The organism is Rhodococcus sp. NPDC059969 (assembly GCF_042738325.1).
GTDB lineage: Bacteria > Actinomycetota > Actinomycetes > Mycobacteriales > Mycobacteriaceae > Rhodococcus_F.
In genome coordinates this window covers 332,561-349,421 of record NZ_JBHWUF010000007.1, presented here as the reverse complement: position 1 = coordinate 349,421, position 16,861 = coordinate 332,561, and the positions used below count along the sequence as shown (strand labels likewise).

Annotated in this window: 19 protein-coding genes; 12 read left to right on the top strand and 7 right to left on the bottom strand. The window is 63.2% G+C overall.

Features of this window, described 5'->3' with window-relative positions:
* Nucleotides 1-166 precede the first annotated feature (166 nt).
* The gene (gene bioB, locus ACFWAD_RS20920; RefSeq protein ID WP_219468556.1) at nt 167-1,180 is read right to left on the bottom strand and encodes a biotin synthase BioB; all 1,014 of its coding nucleotides are present in this window, start codon (nt 1,178-1,180) and stop codon (nt 167-169) included.
* Nucleotides 1,181-1,344: 164 nt separating this feature from the next.
* On the opposite strand from bioB, the gene ACFWAD_RS20915 reads away from it, so the two are divergent.
* Nucleotides 1,345-2,001: a TetR/AcrR family transcriptional regulator C-terminal domain-containing protein gene (locus ACFWAD_RS20915; protein WP_003941670.1), complete on the top strand. Its 657-nt coding sequence runs from the start codon at nt 1,345-1,347 to the stop codon at nt 1,999-2,001.
* Here ACFWAD_RS20915 and ACFWAD_RS20910 read toward each other — a convergent pair.
* Together ACFWAD_RS20910 and ACFWAD_RS20905 are read right to left on the bottom strand one after the other, a co-directional pair.
* On the bottom strand, nt 1,987-2,307 hold the full coding sequence (locus tag ACFWAD_RS20910) for an AzlD domain-containing protein (protein WP_378547259.1): 321 nt from the start codon (nt 2,305-2,307) through the stop codon (nt 1,987-1,989). The two genes, ACFWAD_RS20915 and ACFWAD_RS20910, sit on opposite strands and share 15 nt — an antisense overlap.
* Nucleotides 2,304-3,017 (bottom strand): AzlC family ABC transporter permease, encoded by a 714-nt coding sequence (locus ACFWAD_RS20905; RefSeq protein ID WP_378547256.1) that lies wholly within the window; start codon nt 3,015-3,017, stop codon nt 2,304-2,306. The genes ACFWAD_RS20910 and ACFWAD_RS20905 overlap by 4 nt, the downstream gene beginning before the upstream one ends.
* A 64-nt stretch (nt 3,018-3,081) precedes the next feature.
* Between ACFWAD_RS20905 and ACFWAD_RS20900 the strand changes: the two genes are divergently transcribed.
* From ACFWAD_RS20900 to ACFWAD_RS20890, 3 genes are all read left to right on the top strand, one after another.
* Nucleotides 3,082-3,654: a helix-turn-helix domain-containing protein gene (locus ACFWAD_RS20900; protein WP_378538772.1), complete on the top strand. Its 573-nt coding sequence runs from the start codon at nt 3,082-3,084 to the stop codon at nt 3,652-3,654.
* 114 nt (nt 3,655-3,768) lie between these two features.
* Complete coding sequence (locus ACFWAD_RS20895) at nt 3,769-4,182, top strand: VOC family protein (protein ID WP_378547253.1); 414 nt, start codon at nt 3,769-3,771, stop codon at nt 4,180-4,182.
* Between the two features lie 29 nt (nt 4,183-4,211).
* The gene (locus ACFWAD_RS20890) at nt 4,212-4,586 is read left to right on the top strand and encodes a VOC family protein (protein ID WP_347872989.1); all 375 of its coding nucleotides are present in this window, start codon (nt 4,212-4,214) and stop codon (nt 4,584-4,586) included.
* A gap of 5 nt (nt 4,587-4,591) precedes the next feature.
* Here the strand turns inward: ACFWAD_RS20890 and ACFWAD_RS20885 are convergent, their stop codons facing one another.
* Nucleotides 4,592-4,756: a hypothetical protein gene (locus ACFWAD_RS20885; RefSeq protein WP_214888215.1), complete on the bottom strand. Its 165-nt coding sequence runs from the start codon at nt 4,754-4,756 to the stop codon at nt 4,592-4,594.
* A 288-nt stretch (nt 4,757-5,044) separates the two neighbouring features.
* Here ACFWAD_RS20885 and ACFWAD_RS20880 point away from each other — a divergent pair, with 288 nt between their 5' ends.
* The 7 genes from ACFWAD_RS20880 (at nt 5,045) to ACFWAD_RS20850 (ending at nt 12,033) form a co-directional block, all read left to right on the top strand.
* Entirely contained in the window at nt 5,045-5,173 is a 129-nt protein-coding gene (locus ACFWAD_RS20880) for a hypothetical protein (RefSeq protein WP_003941742.1), read from the top strand.
* Complete coding sequence (locus ACFWAD_RS20875; protein WP_378547250.1) at nt 5,157-5,708, top strand: tail fiber domain-containing protein; 552 nt, start codon at nt 5,157-5,159, stop codon at nt 5,706-5,708. Before ACFWAD_RS20880 ends, ACFWAD_RS20875 begins: the two co-directional genes overlap by 17 nt.
* 10 nt (nt 5,709-5,718) lie before the next feature.
* Nucleotides 5,719-7,710, top strand: a complete 1,992-nt coding sequence (locus tag ACFWAD_RS20870) for a helix-turn-helix domain-containing protein (protein ID WP_378547248.1) — start codon at nt 5,719-5,721, stop codon at nt 7,708-7,710.
* A 106-nt stretch (nt 7,711-7,816) separates the two neighbouring features.
* Nucleotides 7,817-9,109 (top strand): hydroxymethylglutaryl-CoA reductase, degradative, encoded by a 1,293-nt coding sequence (locus tag ACFWAD_RS20865; RefSeq protein WP_378547245.1) that lies wholly within the window; start codon nt 7,817-7,819, stop codon nt 9,107-9,109.
* A gap of 5 nt (nt 9,110-9,114) precedes the next feature.
* A complete protein-coding gene (locus ACFWAD_RS20860; RefSeq protein WP_378547242.1) occupies nt 9,115-10,083 on the top strand; it encodes a hydroxymethylglutaryl-CoA lyase in 969 nt (322 codons plus the stop codon).
* A 79-nt stretch (nt 10,084-10,162) separates the two neighbouring features.
* The gene (locus tag ACFWAD_RS20855) at nt 10,163-10,654 is read left to right on the top strand and encodes a hypothetical protein (protein ID WP_378547239.1); all 492 of its coding nucleotides are present in this window, start codon (nt 10,163-10,165) and stop codon (nt 10,652-10,654) included.
* Nucleotides 10,651-12,033 carry a tripartite tricarboxylate transporter permease gene (locus ACFWAD_RS20850; RefSeq protein ID WP_378547236.1) on the top strand — a complete coding sequence of 461 codons (1,383 nt, stop codon included), beginning with the start codon at nt 10,651-10,653 and terminating at the stop codon, nt 12,031-12,033. Before ACFWAD_RS20855 ends, ACFWAD_RS20850 begins: the two co-directional genes overlap by 4 nt.
* 55 nt (nt 12,034-12,088) lie before the next feature.
* On the opposite strand, the gene ACFWAD_RS20845 is transcribed toward ACFWAD_RS20850, so the two are convergent.
* The 3 genes from ACFWAD_RS20845 to ACFWAD_RS20835 all read right to left on the bottom strand — a co-directional run bounded on the left by ACFWAD_RS20845 (nt 12,089) and on the right by ACFWAD_RS20835 (nt 15,496).
* Nucleotides 12,089-13,504, bottom strand: a complete 1,416-nt coding sequence (locus ACFWAD_RS20845; protein WP_378547233.1) for a diguanylate cyclase — start codon at nt 13,502-13,504, stop codon at nt 12,089-12,091.
* A 166-nt stretch (nt 13,505-13,670) separates the two neighbouring features.
* A complete protein-coding gene (gene bioD / locus ACFWAD_RS20840) occupies nt 13,671-14,354 on the bottom strand; it encodes a dethiobiotin synthase (protein WP_378547230.1) in 684 nt (227 codons plus the stop codon).
* Complete coding sequence (locus ACFWAD_RS20835) at nt 14,351-15,496, bottom strand: 8-amino-7-oxononanoate synthase (protein WP_378547228.1); 1,146 nt, start codon at nt 15,494-15,496, stop codon at nt 14,351-14,353. The genes bioD and ACFWAD_RS20835 overlap by 4 nt, the downstream gene beginning before the upstream one ends.
* A 38-nt stretch (nt 15,497-15,534) precedes the next feature.
* On the opposite strand from ACFWAD_RS20835, the gene ACFWAD_RS20830 reads away from it, so the two are divergent.
* A complete protein-coding gene (locus ACFWAD_RS20830; RefSeq protein ID WP_378547224.1) occupies nt 15,535-16,827 on the top strand; it encodes an adenosylmethionine--8-amino-7-oxononanoate transaminase in 1,293 nt (430 codons plus the stop codon).
* The last annotated feature ends 34 nt before the right edge of the window (nt 16,828-16,861 follow it).

Below are 16,861 nucleotides of genomic sequence, written 5' to 3'. Positions count from 1 at the left end.
AACATCCGTTCTGTCTTCACCTTAACGTTCTGGCGACTCCCGACGTGAACGCTTAGGGTTGCGGGCTCGTGCCCAAGGCCCCCGGCTGTGGGGTCCGTTCCGTCGACACCGTCGACGATCCGACGCCCGGTGAACGGGTTGTACCGCTCCTCGGTCACCGGAGTGCTCACAGAGTGTCGTTCAGTGCTTTGATCGGCATCTGCAGATCGACCAACAGATCCAGATCCTTCTCGGCGGGACGCCCGAGCGTCGTCAGGTAGTTGCCGACGATGACGGCGTTGATTCCGCCGAGGATGCCCTGCTTGGCACCCAGGTCGCCGAGGGTGATCTCGCGTCCACCGGCGAAGCGCAGGATCGTGCGAGGCAGCGCGAGACGGAATGCCGCCACGGACTTGAGCGCCTCGCTGGCGGGCAGCACATCCAGATCACCGAACGGGGTGCCCGGACGCGGGTTGAGGAAGTTGAGCGGGACCTCGTCCGGCTCGAGTTCAGCCAGGTTGGCCGCGAATTCTGCGCGCTGCTCCAGCGATTCGCCCATGCCCAGGATTCCGCCGCAGCACACTTCCATGCCTGCTTCGCGAACCATCCGCAGGGTGTTCCAACGCTCTTCCCACGAGTGCGTGGTGACGACGTTCGGGAAATGCGACTTCGAGGTTTCCAAGTTGTGGTTGTACCGGTGCACACCCATGGCGGCCAGTTGGTCGACCTGTTCCTGGGTCAGCATGCCGAGCGAGCAGGCTATCTGGATGTCGACCTCGTTGCGGATCGCCTCGATGCCGGCCGCGACCTGAGCGAGCAACCGGGCGTCGGGTCCGCGGACAGCGGCCACGATGCAGAACTCGGTAGCGCCCGACTTCGCCGTCTGCTTGGCAGCTTCCACCAGGCTCGGGATGTCCAACCAGGCCGCGCGAACCGGCGACTGGAAGAGTCCGGACTGCGAGCAGAAATGGCAGTCCTCAGGGCAGCCGCCCGTCTTGAGGCTGATGATGCCCTCGACCTCGACCTCCGGTCCACACCACTTCATACGAACATCGTGGGCGAGAGCCAGCAGGTCTTCGAGCCTGTCGTCGTCGAGCCGGAGTACGTCGAGTACCTGGCTTTCGGTCAGGCCAACTCCTCTGTCGAGAACTTGCTCGCGCGCCTGGTCGAGGATGTCGACCGTCGCAGGGGCCGTGCTAATCGGGGGCGGGGTCACAGACGTCTCCTTCAGAACCAGCAAAATTGAACACCGTACAAGTTGAACGGTGTTCACGTTAGAGACGTGGTGGAATACTGTCAAAGGCGGGGCCGATCGACATCTGATCGCGAGCGGTCAACAGCGAGGCGAAACGAGGGGAACAACAAGTGCAGTTGCGACGCGGCGACGTGCTGGACGGCGCCATGGCGATACTCGACGAGTTCGGGCTTGCCGACCTCACGATGCGTAGGCTCGCAACCTCGCTTGGCGTCCAACCCGGCGCTCTCTACTGGCATTTCCCGAACAAACAGACCTTGCTCGGCGCAGTCGTCGACAAGATCCTCGAAGACCTCGACGCCCCCGTTGACGCGGACACGTGGCAAGAGGCGTATTCCGAACTGGCACACAGACTTCGATCTGCCCTGCTGGCGCACCGCGACGGCGCCGAGTTGGTCAGCGCCACCTTCGCCTCACGGATGACAAGCAGCAAGGTGCGCGAGCACTTCGTGCAAGCCGGGCAAGAATCCGGCCTCTCACGCGAGCACGCCCAACTCGCGGCGTATGCCCTGCTGTATTACGTACTCGGCCATACCGTCGACGAGCAGTCCCGAGCGCAGATGGAAGAAATGGGGGCACTCACCCGAGCTCCCATCTCCCCCGACTCTCCCGAGGTCATCGGCGGCGGTTCCGACGAGGACCTCCTCGACGGCGATCCGACAGTGCGATTCCAGTTCGGCCTGGACCTCTTCATCGACGGCATTCGCACTCGCCTGAATTCGATCCCCGATTCAACGCCCATCGAATCGGCTCTACGACACTCCTGACAGTCGCAGCAATGCAGTAGCGCCGGCCGCGACAATCACCACGACCACCAACGGGGCCTTGAACCAGGCGCAGATACCTCCGGCCACCACGCCGAGCATCCGCGCCGGACCCGCAACGTCATGTCCGGCGAAGATCGTCGAGGTCGCAACCACTGCAAGCAACAGCACCACGACAGCACGATCGAGGGACTTCTCGGCGAAGCCGGAGAGCGTCACCCGAGCTCGGAGCAGAACACCACTGACCCGCAAAGCGTAAGAGCCGCAAGCGAACACCACAATGCCGATCCAGACCGATGCAGCATTCATCGAACCTTCTCCCGGAACGGTATCGTCACCGCGATACTCAGCAGAGCTACGAGCGGCGCGGTACCCGACGGCAGGAACGGTGACGTGGCCACTGCAACCGCTGCACCGATCACAGCGGCAAGCAATGTGACCTTTTCCCTCAGTGCGGGCAGGACCAGGGCCAGAATGACGACCGGAAAAGCGGCATCCAATCCCAACGCGGCCGGATCTTGGACGACGCTGCCGAGCAGCCCGCCCAGGAGAGCTCCGATCGGCCACGACACCGCGATCCCGATCCCACAGAACCAGAAAGCCGCACGCTTCTGCTTCACCGAGCCCTGCGCCATGGCAACCGCGACGCTTTCGTCGTTGACCAGGTGCGCGCCGACCAACTTGCGCCAACCCGAGCACCTGCGCCAGCCTGAATCCGTGTGACGAGCCTCGCCGAGAAAAGATCCCGCTGCCAATCCGTAGGCGAAGTTTCGAGAGTTGATCAGCAAGCCGGCTACAACTGCAGCGAGGGCGCCGCCTCCGGCCGCGATGATTCCGATGAACAGGAACTCCGACGAGGCACCCAGAACGAGCACAGCCAAGGCAAGCAGCTGCCACAGCGAGAATCCAGCCGATCCTGCCGTCACACCGTAGGACACGCCGACGATGGCCACGGAGAGACAGATCAGCACACTCACTCGGATCGTGTCGCGATCAACTGTTCGCCATAAAGAACGCATGTATTCTATGTTGAACGAAATGGAACCGTTCGTCAAGAAAAACGATCGATCGGAGAATCGAACGATGGATAGTGGTGAAACCGGCACGGATCAGAGCCCTCAGAAGCTGGTGGCCGTCGCGCTCAAACGCGAGCGCACCCGAGCGGGATTGAGCCTCTCCGAGGTCGCCCGGCGCGCCGACATCGCCAAATCCACACTCTCCCAACTCGAATCCGGCCTCGGAAACCCGAGCCTCGAAACACTGTGGGCACTCGGCAACGCATTGGGTGTGCCATTCTCACAACTTGTCGACTCGCAGGCACAGACCGTTCAGTTGATTCGAGCCGGAGAAGGGCCCGCGATTGCGTCGGCAAACGCGTCGTACATCGCGACTCTCCTGGCGCCCAGCCCACCGAACGCACGCCGCGATCTGTATCGGATCGTCGCCGAGCCGGGCGAGCCTCGCATTTCGACTCCGCATGCCCGCGGCACCACCGAACACGTTGTGATCGGTACGGGTCGGGCCGAGGTCGGGCCGACCGCAGATCCGATCGAGCTCGGACCGGGCGACTACCTCGCATATCCCGGCGACGAGGAACACATCTTTCGGGCACTCGAACCAGGCACGACGGCGATCATGGTTTCGGAGCACACCTGAGCCTCGATCAGTTTCACCGATGAGTTTCGTCGCTGCGGGAAGTCTGTATCTGCAAGGTGATGTGGCCAGCGCCTCGATCACCGACGCCAGTAACGACCAACAGCAGGAGGACACATGTCCGGATCCAGCATCAGCAGCATTTTGCTCTCGAGCACCAACCCCGAACGCTTGCGCGACTGGTACGCCGAGGCGTTCGCCCCGAAAGTCGACCGCACCCCGGGCGAACCCGGCTACGACGTCCTCGACTTCAACGGTTTCTACGTGATGCTCGACAGACGCGACGACGTCGGCGATACCAACCCGCAGCCCGGCCGAATGTTCCTCAATGTCGAGACCGACGACGCCCGGTCGATCGCGCAGCGCATCGATGCACTCGGCGGAAACTGGTTCGCCCCACTCGAAGACCGCGGGGGCAGTTTGTTCGCCACCGCTATCGACCCCGACGGAAACTACGTTCAGATCATCGAGTTCAGCGAGGAAGCCAGGACCGAGATGGAATCCGGAATGACGGATTCCCACACCACCTAGTCCGGCAACCGCTGGGAACGGAGATAGTCATGCTTGCAGACACGAAAGCATTCAGCGGATTTTCGGTGACTGACATCGACGCTGCAAAGAAGTTCTACGGCGAAACACTCGGGCTGAAAGTGACCGACGAAGACATGGGACTCATTCGCCTACATCTTGCCGGCGGAACCGAGATCCTGGTTTATCCGAAACCGAATCACGAAGCGGCGACGTACACGATCCTCAACTTCGTCGTCGACGACATCGACACAACCGTCGATCAACTGACCGCACGTGGTGTGGAGTTTCTGAAATACGACGGATTCCCCCAGGATGCGCGAGGCATCATGCGTGGCAACGGCCCCGATATCGCGTGGTTCACCGACCCCGCCGGCAATGTTCTGTCGGTAATCAAGGAGTCCTGACGCGCTTAACCGCTGAACAGCTGTGACTGCCGCTGTTCAGCGGTGTCGGTATTGGAGCGTTCCGCTGCCGCAGTTTCACGCTCGGCCGCCAATTGCTCGGCGCTTTTTGCGTCGACAACGGGCTCCGACGCACTGAGGTCGGAAAACAAGCCACTGTTCGATTCGTTCACATGCCACCCTTTTGCCTGGTCATCGTTGCCGCGCGCAGATAAACCTGCGTTAGAGATCGGTCGATGGCTACTTAAATACTGCCGCCCGTACGGCGCCCACAAGACGCCGATGACTCAGCAGTTCTTCACCCAGTCTTGCACGCCTGTGTTTTCCACGAGAAATTCGGTCCAGACGGGTTGTCATCGACCGCACGGCGGAGCAATGTGAAAGATGAGCGCGGAGCAGGTCGGCAGCACTTTCGTCGGACACCTGGCCCCTCAATTCACCGCACAATTTTTGGAGGAATCATGTTGGGAATTGCTTTGGGCCTCGGCAGCGCTGCTGTCGGAATCGGCCTCGGACTGCTCGGCGCAGGAGCGGGAATTCTGCTGAGCGACAAGACCGTCAAAACCGCACGACGTGAACTCACCGCCTGACGAGGGCGAGCGCACTGAAAAGGGCGAGCGCACTGAAAAGGGCGAGCGCACTGAATACCTCGGCGTTGGAGTCAGCACTCGAGTGAACGCCGCGATGCGCCATCCCGCGCACTGGGTGTTCTCACGGGCCACGCGACGACGGGGCGTGCATACGGACGCGGTTGTTCCGACCAGCGCCCAGGATGTGCTCGACAGGTTGACAGCCCTTCGAATAAGCACGTGGAGTTACGGTTTCGACCACAAGTCGATCCGCCACCTGGGTCCGATGGCGCAGGATTTTGCAGCGATTTTCGGCTTGGGATCCAACACCCGTCGTATCTCGGCCGTCGATGCGAACGGCGTGTGCATGGCGAGCATCCAAGCCTTGAACCGCAAAATAGGCGCCCTCGAGACAAAAGTCAGCGGGCTCGAGAAGGAACTCGACACACTGCGCACGGAGACGGGAGAGGCGAGAACGGATCGAAATACGTTAGAGATGAACAACAATCACAAATCCTCGGCGCTCGACGAATTCGGCGGTTCCACCGGTCTGTAGTTTGTTCGGTGTGACCGCCCCTGATTCAGACTCCGACTCAGCTTCAGACTCCGACTCGGACCCCAACGAGATTGCCGCACTGTTCGACGTGACATCCGACGCTGTCGGAGACGAACATGTCGAACAGGCACTTTCCGAATTCGGCCTTGGCACAACGGAGATCACGGAGACCGCGGCCCGCATCCGGGCCAGTCGGTCGGAATTTCGTCGACTGCGCCGCCGTGAGAACGAATTGGCGGTCCTCTATTCGAGTGCGCGCGAGCTTGCGCAGGTTCGCGACGTCGACACACTGCTGCAGAGACTGGTCAACCGCGCACACGACATCATGGGCACCGACGTCACGTACCTGTCCGAGTTCGATGTGGTCACCAGAGATCTGAACGTTCGAAAGACAGCCGGCGCGGTCTCGCCGGAGCTCCAGCATCTGCAGGTTCCTGCGGGCGCCGGCTTGGTCAGCGCGATTGCCGAATCTCGTGCGGCCCAGTGGGTCCAGAACTACAGCGAATACACGCAGTCGCGGCACGACGAGGTTGTCGATGCCGCGATAGTCGCCGAGGGTCTGGTGGCGATTCTCGGTGTGCCGATGCTCTCGGACGGCCAGATCCTCGGTGTCCTGTTTGCCGCCGATCGCCGGGAACGACGATTTACCGCAGATCAGATCGCCCTGCTCTCTGCTCTCGCCGATCACGCCTCGGTAGTCCTGCAAACCGCACGGGCGCTGGACCGCGCCGAGGAATCCGCCGCCGAGACCGGGCGAGCACTCGACGAGCTGCGCGAGCACGTGTCCGCACGGGACAAATCGAACATCGTCCACCAGGATCTGATCCATGCCGTTCTCCGCGGTGGTGGCTACGCCCAGGTAGCACGAACTCTCAGCAGCGCACTCGAGCGCAGCACCGTCGTCGTCGACAACGAGCTACGCCCTCTCGTCACATCGTCGGGTGAGCAGATCACGACGGTGCCGTTGTCGCTACCTCGCGCCGTGTCCGATGCCATCGACCAGAGTCGCCGCAGTGGCCGATGCACGTTTGTCGCCGATAACAGCGAGACCGTGATCCAACTCGTCAGCGCCGTCACCGCCGGAGAATCATTCCTCGGGGCGATCTTGCTGAATCGATCGGACGCGGCGATCGGACCGGTCGAACTCAGGACCGTGGAACGGGCAGCTCAAGTTACAGCGATTCTCGTGTTGCAACACTCGGCGGCGGCAGCAGCGGATCGGCGCGCACGTGACGAACTGGTCGCCGACCTGTTGAGCACTGCGCCCGAGCGGAGGCGCGATCTCGAACGTCGGACCCGCAACCTCGGTATCTCCCTCGGCGAACTCGACACCGTCCTCGTGGTGTCGGTCGCTCCGGAACTCCGCACCGCCGCGCTCCGTGCAATCGGGCAGAGTCTGCCGGTCGGAGCTCTGGCGTCGCAACACGCCGGATTGATCGCGGTGGTCTCGCGCTCGGGGAACCCTGCAGCCGCGGCGACCGTCGTTCACCGCCAGATCACCGGTTCGGTAGGACCCCACGCTGTAGTGATCGCGCCGGCAACGGCGGAGCGCCCCGAAGAGCTCCCGGCGCGCTTCACCTCTGCGCTGCGCACCGCCCGCCTGCTGTCGGCGTTGGGCAAGACCGACGGAGCGGTCACGACTGCGTCGTACCTGCCTTACACCGTTCTGTTCGGCGAGAATCCGGAATCACTCCATCAATTCGTCGACGAAGTAATCGGCCCGGTACTCGCCTACGACCGAGACAAGGACACCGATCTCACGGCGACCCTTCGGGCTCTGGTCCGCAACGACGGGAGCCCGACCAAGGCTGCTCGCGCACTCAACTACCACCCGAACACCGTCGTTCAGCGACTCGACCGCATCCGCACCCTCCTCGGTCACTCCTGGCGTGAAGACGAGAACTTCTTTCGCGTGTCCATGGCGACGAGGCTCGACGAACTTCGAGAAGTGGGAGCCGAAGAGGGTGGAACCGACATCAACGACAGCGGCGATGGTGCATGACACTACAATTTCGACCGATCGATGTGTTGTGAGCACGTGGCCTGGCAGGCATCAACCTCCCTACTGTGAAGCGGAGCACAGAACCACTTCAGGAGGACGACCCCCCGTGTCATCAACCAACAGCCGATCAACCAACAGCCGCATCGCCGATTTCCGGTCCTACGACGTCGCCGCACGGCGCGCCGAGATCGTTCGCCAGACCGACCTGACCGAAGCAGACATCGCGGTCTACGACGCTGCCGACGGCCTCACTCTCGATCAGGCCGATCGCATGGTCGAGAACGTCCTCGGCGTCATCGGCATCCCGGTCGGCGTGGCCACCAACTTCACGATCAACGGCAAGGACTACCTGATCCCCCTCGCCACCGAGGAGCCGTCGGTGGTCGCCGCCGCGAGTAACGCTGCTCGCATCGCACGCGGACTCGGGGGCTTTCACGTCTCGAGCACCCAGCCGATCATGCAAGCCCAGATTCAACTCGTCGACGTAGCGGATCCGGCAGCTGCCCGCATCCGACTCCTCGAGGCACGTGAAGAAATCATTGCACTCGCCAACGAGCAGGACCCGAAGCTGGTCAGCGTCGGCGGTGGCGTGAAGGACATTTCGGTTCGCATCGTGTCCTCGGACAAGGCCGCCTACGTCGTCCTCCACCTTCACGTCGACGTACGAGATGCGATGGGCGCCAACGCAGTCAACACGATGGCAGAGGCAATCGCGGATCGAGTAGCCGAGATCGGCGGCGGGCACGTCGTTCTTCGCATTCTCACCAACAAGGCAGATCTGCGGCTGACGCGCGTTCGTGCCGTGTTCGACGCCGAATTGATCGGCGGTGCAGAGGTAGTGGACAACTTGATCCATGCCGCACGCTTGGCAGAGCTGGATCCCTACCGCGCCGCGACACACAACAAGGGCATCATGAACGGCATCAGCGCCGTGGTGTTGGCGACCGGAAACGACACGCGCGCAGTCGAAGCCGGGTGCCATTCCCATGCAGTCAACGCCGACGGAATCTACTCCTCACTCTCGCATTTCGAGAAGAATGCCGACGGCAACATCGTCGGCACCCTCGAGCTACCCATGCCGGTCGGCCTCGTCGGCGGCGCCACCAAGGTGCACCCGGTAGCGCAGGCCGCAATCAAGATGCTCGGCGTCGAGAGCGCCGAAGAACTCGCCGGCATCATTCTGGCAGTTGGCCTCGCACAGAACCTGGCTGCTGTCCGCGTTCTCGCCAGTGAGGGTGTCCAGCGCGGGCACATGGGACTACACGCCCGCAACATCGCTGCCACCGCCGGAGCCCAGAAGAGCGAGATCGACGCCGTGGTTGCACGCCTGATCGCGGACAAGAGCATTCGCGTCGAGCATGCCGAGAAGGTTCTCGCCGAGATCCGCGGCGGAAACTGACCACGATGACCGAAACAGTTGCAGGATCACCAGTGTGGAAGCCGGCGCCTCATCGAGTGTCGGCGACGGGTCTACCGACCGCGGTCCGGGTCTACGAAGTCGGACCACGCGACGGACTTCAAGCCGAAACGGCAGTGATCCCGACCGAGACGAAGGCCCAGTTCATCGAACGCCTGGTCGCGGCCGGTTCCCGCACCGTCGAATTGACGAGCTTCGTCTCGCCTCGATGGATCCCGCAACTTGCCGACGCGGAAGAATTGATGGGTCGGCTGCACCTACCGGACTCGGTACGCACGGTCGTCCTTGTCCCGAACCGCAAAGGTCTCGAGCGGGCCGTTGCCGCAGGGGCGAGCGAAGTTGCCGTATTCGTCAGCGCCACAGAAGAATTCGCGAGACGCAACCTCAACTCTACGGTGGACGGCGCAATCGCCGCGGCCGCCGAGGTCACTGCCGCCGCGCGAGCCCTGGGACTTCCCGTCCGCGGGTACATCTCGATGTGCTTCGGCGACCCCTGGGATGGCGCCGTGCCCGTCGAGCGTGTCGCCGACATCGCGAAAGCCTTGATCGACTGCGGTGCCCTCTCGCTCTCTCTCGGCGACACCATCGGCGTCGGCACGCCTGGCCATGTGCTCGCCTTACTCGGTGCGATCCGCGAACGTGGCATCCCCACTTCGCAGATCGCGATGCACTTTCACGATACCTACGGCCAGGCACTGTCGAACGTCTACGCGTCGCTGACTGCGGGTGTCTCCGAATTCGACAGTTCCGCAGGCGGTCTCGGACGGTGCCCGTATGCCAAGGGCGCGACCGGAAATCTCGCCACCGAGGACTTGGTGTGGATGCTCCACGGCCTCGGGATCGACACCGGCATCGACCTGGATTCCCTTACCGACACAAGCAGTTGGATGGCCGAACAGATCGGACACCCGAGTCCGTCCCGAGTTGTCAGCGCCCTCCGCGCAGCACGCACCTGACACTCGTCGCGCAAGCCCCTCATCTCGCAAGTCCCCCACCTCGCAAGCCTCTCGCCATGCATGACACTGGAGAAGACTGATGTCACCACCGCAGTCGGCAACGACGCCGACCACCACCACCGAACCGACCGAGCAGCAGACGTACCTCGAAGTCTGGGGCGACACCGTCAACGGTCGACACCTCGCGATCTCCGTCCTGGTCGGCAGTGTCGTCGGCGCTTCGGCCCTTCTCGCGGCCCAGGCACTGTTCGAACGGGTCGTCAGTGAACCGTCGTTGGCCCAGGCGTACAGCCTGCTGGTCGGCATCGCGGCCTGCCTGCTCGCCGGCGTCGTCTGCGGAATCTTCATCAAGCCGAAGAGGATAGTCGCGTTGGCAGCCGCCGACGCGGAGTCGATCGACGGCGTCATCACGATGATGAGTGAACAACGCCAGGGTCTGGGCACTCTCGCCGACATTCCGGAACAGAGCCAACAGGAACTTCGCGAACTCGGTCTGTACGACCATTTCGCCGCCGCCGAGGCCGAGCACGCACCGGCCTCGAATGCACCGAAGGACGGTGGGCGCGCATGAGTTCGGTCCTGACCAACGAAATTCTGATTGCCGTTCTCTTCGGCATCATCGGCGCGGTCGCATTCACGTTCATCGGATTGATTTCCGGCACGGACGAGACCGCCACCATCGCGCCACTGACGCTGCTCGTGATCCTGCTCGGCGCTCCCCCGGCCGCGGTGTTCACGTTCTTCCTCTCCGGCGCGATCGCCAAACACATGACGCACGCGGTGCCGACGATGCTGCTGGGCATTCCCGGTGACACGATGGCGATTCCGCTTTTGCCGGAGGCGCAGATGATGCGCTCACTCGGCATCCCGCACATCGCACTCCGCAAGGCGATCTCGGGAGCGGTGATCTCGGCGTTCGTCGCTGTGCCGGTTGCCGTGCTGTTCGCGACCATCCTCGCGCCGTTCGCCGATACCGTTCAATCGATAGCACCCTGGCTGTTCCTGGTCGCCGCCATCGGTATCGCCTACGCCTCGCCGGGCCGCTGGGCCGGGGTCGTCGCTCTCGTTCCCTTCGTGATCTTGATCCTGGGCGCACGCGCGTTGACGTCGAATTACGATGTGTCGCTCAACATCAGCTACTTCCTTGCCATCGCAGTCGGGCCGCTGATCGCGGACCTCGCACTGACCTTGGGTCCGTCGACCCGTAAGGACATGGAGCGCAGTGAACCCAAAACTGTTGCACTGGCCCCGGACATCAAAGGGTGGAAGGGATACTTCCCCAATCCCCTGAAGGTCCTCGATCGCAAGCAGATCGGTTTCACCGCAGCCGCTTCCACGGTATCGAGCGCAACGTTCGTCTTCAGCCCCGTCGCCATGACCGTTCTGATGGGTGAGCTGGTAGGTGCGCGAATCAAGAACGGCTATCACCGACTGACCACGATGGTCTCGGCGAAAAACGGTACGACGGAATCCACCTACATCGCAGAAACCCTCATCCCGCTCGTCGCGTTCGGCCTTCCGCTCAGCCCGCTCGCGGCAGGTCCCGCGGCACCTCTCTTCAACGCTCCGCCGGTTTTCGAGACCAATCAGGAAACCGGAGTGATCAACAATCTCTCCACGTACCTGACGCAGTGGGAGTTCCTGCTCTACGGCCTGCTGGCAGTGGTCACGGCAACGGTCATCGCATATCCGTTTGCCATGAACTACGCGTACCGCGCAGCGTCAGCGGTGGTCAAGCACATCAGTCACGAAGCTGTGATCGCGGTGTTCACGGGACTCGTCGTCGTCATCAGCATCTGGGAGGGCGGCATCCTGGGCCTCCTGATCACCGTGACCGTCGGCTTGGTCGGTGGCCTTCTCGGGCGTCTGTTCAAGATTCACGGCGGTGTCCTGTTCATGGGTTACTACGTCGCCCTGTTCAGCGTTCCGGCACTGATCAACCTCTTCTGAATCGCTCGACACCACCAGCCCGTGCGGACCTGCAAACACTGCGGGTCCGCACGGGTTACGTGACTTCTCCGAGCGTCAGCGAGACCGTTCGATTCCGGTCGAGTTTCTTCGCTTCGTACAAGGCTTCGTCGGCGCCGTCGACCAGTTGCGTCAGATCCGCGTCGCCGTGGGGTGAACACGCGACACCGATGCTGACGGTCGGCCCGAGGTCGCCCAACACTGCCGACGAATTCTCCGCCTGCGCGCGTCGAATCATCTCGGCCGTTGCGGTCGCACCTTCCAGATCGACACCTGTCATCAAAACGACGAACTCCTCGCCGCCCAAGCGGGCGAAGAGATGCTTGTCGTCGAGGTTCCGCCGCACCTGATCGGCAAAACTCACCAACGCGGTATCGCCGGCACGATGACCGAGGTTGTCGTTCACCATCTTGAAGTGATCCAGATCCATCATCAGGACGCTGACCGGACGTCCGGAGCGTCGACGCGGATCGGTCGCACCCGTCACGCCGCCGCCTCGCCGGAAGAACTCGTCCCGACGCAACGCACCGGTGAGATCGTCGTGGGTCACGGCTTGTGTCAGCGCTTCGAGCGCGCGGCGGCGCTCGAGGATCACACATGCCACCGCGATCGGCGCTACCGCCAGCAGCGACAATCCGATCTGGACCGACGCACTGACGGGCGAGAGGCCTTCGCTGGACAATCCGAGATGACCGTCGGCCGTCAGCACCAACGTCCAGGCAGTTGATACGGCTGTGAGCATCGACGTGACAAAAACATTGGTGAGCAAGGCTGCAGTCACGAGCGCGGGCATGGCGAACGCGATCGCTCCGGCGCCGCCGATCACCCACTCCAAAATGATGCAGACCGCCAGGAGCGCTGTCGGAACGAGCGATCGACGCACAAGTGCGGCAAGGGCTTTCGGGTCTCGATCAACTCGCCGAAGCGAGGGGAACGTCAGCACCAGTGGGACGATGGTCATGTAGTTGACGAACTCACTCGAGAACCAGAGCAACCAGCCGTCCCACCATTGTCCGCCGAACAGCACGCGGTTTGCGATTCCGCCGACGAGCGCTGCCATCGACGCGCCGACGACCGTCATCGACACGAGATATCCGACAGACTGAATACTGGTCAGACGACGATCCTCACCGTCAACCCAGCGAAAGGCGTAGAAGGCGCTCGCGACCCCGACGATGTTGGCCGCGTTGAGCCACACCGTGGACTCCCACGCCCCGCCGGTGATCAGGTCGGCTCCGACATAACCTGCCACTGCGCAGATCCAGGTGAGCGGTGTCGCGGAACGCGGTGACCGAAAGAGAATCCCGAGCAGCAGCGCGTTGGCCGGCCAGAAGACAGCAAGCGTGCCGGGTTGGCGGCTCAGAATTCCGACAAGGCACGAGACGAAGACGACAACACCGATGAGCACTGCGCGGCGTACGGCCGATGACGACAATCTTCCGACCGTACTCACCACCTACATTCGACTGACCAACTCACAATTCGACAACCACGATCGGTGACTCGGGCCCAGGACGCCGGCCGAAATATACCGACCGGAATCGTACGCGAGGGACGCCGAATTCAGGGCGCCCCGCTGTGCCTTGGCTATCGATGCAGACAAATCGGATGTTACGGCTCTAGTTGGCCAAATGAGACTTGCCGAGCGCGGCCCAAGCTGTCTGAGCAAACTCTCGGGCACTCACGCTGCCGCTACCGGCCGGCATTGCTCCGACAAGGGAGACGCCGCTGACCGAGACCAGATCCTCGCGATTACACCTCTCGGCCAGGTCCGGTTCCTGCGGCCACGAACCGATCACCAACCCGGCGCAGTCCACGCCGGATGCCCCGAGCGCTTCCACTGTCAGAGCAGTGTGATTGAGCGTGCCCAGACCGGAGGCAACCACCAGCAAGACCGGCGCTGACAAAGCCGCGGCAAGATCACGCGCGGTGAATCCGTCTGTCCCCAACTGGACCAGCACGCCGCCGGCGCCTTCAATCAGAGTCAGGTCGTGAGTGGCGTCCAGGTCGGAAGCGACCCGGACCACGTCGTCGAGCGCCAACAACGGGAGACCACTTCTACGCGCAGCAGTATCGGGCGCCAAAGGTTCGGGATACCGCGCCAACTCGACCAGCGTCACACCGCCACCGGTCAGACGGTCGACCTCGGCCAGATCACCCGCACCGTCGACGTCGACGCCGGTCTGCGCCGGTTTGAGCACAGCGACCGACTTACCCGACTGCAGGGCCACCGAGGCCAGTGCTGCCGTCACCACTGTTTTCCCCACGTCGGTCGACGTTCCGGTCACTAAGAGAATGCTCATGCTCGGGCACCTGCCAATACTTCGCGTAGTACGAGTGAGATCTGCTCCATTTCGGCAGCGGACAGCGTTGCTCGAGCAGTCAGGCGCAGGCGCGACGTTCCTTCCGGTACCGACGGTGGCCGGAAGCATCCGACATGCAGCCCCTGGTCCCGGCACGCCGACGCGGCATCGAACGCCCGTTGCGGATCACCGAGAACGACCGAGACGACGGCAGATTCAGGCGATGGGGCCCCGGTGACGTCGGCGAGTTCGGTCGCCCGGGCAAGGACGTCGAGCGCTCGCGTCGGCTCGCGCTGGAGGACGGCGAGTGCAGCCCTGGCCGCGCCGACGGCGGCCGGGGCGAGACCGGTGTCGAAGATGAACGTTCTTGCCGCGTCGATGAGATGCGCGCGGATCTTGTTGTCGCCGAGTACAACTCCGCCCTGGCTGGCGAGCGACTTCGACAACGTCGCCGTCACGACGATGTCGGGTTCACCGGCCAGGCCCGACTCGTGAACGAGTCCGCGTCCACCGGCACCGCGCACACCGATGCCGTGCGCCTCGTCGACCAGCAGAATCGCGCCGTGTTCGCGGCACACCTGATGCATCTCCCGCAGCGGAGCGAGATCTCCGTCGGCACTGAAGACCGAATCGGTGACGACCAGCGCTCGCTCTTCGGATCTGGCGCGCAGCGTGTCGGCGAGAAAGTTCACGTCCGAATGTGGGGCAACGGCTACCCGAGCGCGTGACAGTCGGCAGGCATCCACGAGCGAGGCATGCGATCCCGCGTCGGAGACGATCAACGACCCGGGCCCCGAGAGGGCCGTCACCGCGCCGAGATTGGCGGCGTATCCAGAGGAGAACACGAGACCGGAGTCCGCCCCGACGAACTCGGCCAGTTCGACTTCGAGCAGTTCGTGTTCGGTGGTGGTGCCGGTGACCAGACGCGAACCCGTGGCGCCTGCGCCCCAGCGGCGCAGCGCCGCCGTAGCACCCTCGATCACGTCGGGGTGCCGCACGAGTCCGAGGTAGTCGTTCGACGCCAGGTCGATCAGCGGGGAGTCGACCGTGCGCGGACGGAGTTCGCGGCGCAGTCCAGCGGCCCTACGGTCCGCTTCGACGGCAGTGAGCCAATTCAGCGAGGTGTTCACTTTTCCGACCATACTTGAACACCGTTCAACTCAATGGTTAGGGTGCATCCGTGCTCACAACCGGACTTGATCCTCATGACGTCTCCGCCATCGATGCCGATGTGCTCTGGCATCCGTACGGATCGTTTCCCGCGTCGACTCGTCCGCTGATCGTCGACTCTGCCCAGGGGGCCACCCTCACGCTCTCCGACGGCCGGCGACTCGTCGACGGAATGAGCTCGTGGTGGGCCGCCATTCACGGCTACCGCAATCCCGTGCTCGACGCCGCCGCCGCGCGGCAGCTGGGCAAGATGAGCCATGTCATGTTCGGCGGACTGACGCACGAACCCGCCGCTCGCCTCGGGCGAATGCTCGTCGACATCACACCACCTCACCTCGACAAGGTGTTCCTCTCCGATTCCGGTTCGGTGGCCGTCGAAGTCGCAGTCAAGATGTGCCTGCAGTACTGGCGGAGCCTCGGAAAGCCGTCGAAAAATCGTTTGATGACCTGGCGCGGCGGATACCACGGTGACACCTTCACCCCCATGAGCGTCTGCGATCCCGACGGCGGCATGCACTCTCTCTGGACCGACGTCCTTCGCCCTCAGGTCTTCGCCCAGACACCCCCGGCGGACTATCTCCCCGAGTACGTGCAGGAGTTGGAAGCGCTACTGGCCGAGCATCACGACGAGCTGGCCGCGGTGATCGTCGAACCGGTAGTTCAAGGCGCCGGCGGAATGCGCTTCCACGACCCCGCGTACCTGATCGACCTACGTAACCTTTGTGACAAGTACCAAGTCCTCTTGGTCTTCGACGAGATCGCCACCGGATTCGGACGCACCGGAGAGCTGTTCGCCGCCGATCACGCTGGCGTCAGTCCCGACGTCATGTGCGTCGGCAAGGCACTGACCGGCGGATACATGAGTCTGGCGGCAACGCTGTGCACCACGGAGATAGCGGAGACCATCACCGCCGGTGAGGGCGGCGGGCTGATGCACGGCCCCACCTTCATGGGCAATCCACTTGCGTGCGCCGTCGCGGTCGCGTCGACCGGACTCCTGCTCGCGATGGACTGGCGGCGTGACGTCGCTGCCCTCGAACATGGTCTCGCTCGCGGCCTCGCCGAAGCGGTCACCATTGCCGGGGTCGTCGACGTCCGCGTCAAAGGCGGAATCGGAGTGATCGAACTCGAGCAGCCGGTCGACATGCAGAGCGCGACCGATGCAGCCGTCGACGCCGGCGTCTGGCTACGACCGTTCCGAAACCTCGTCTACGCGATGCCGCCCTACCTCTGTTCGGAGGCAGAGGTGGAACAGATCACAGCCGGAATGCTTGCAACCGCCCGCAGCCAGGCAAAACGGTGATCAGCGGCGTAGACAGTCAACGAGATTCGATCGG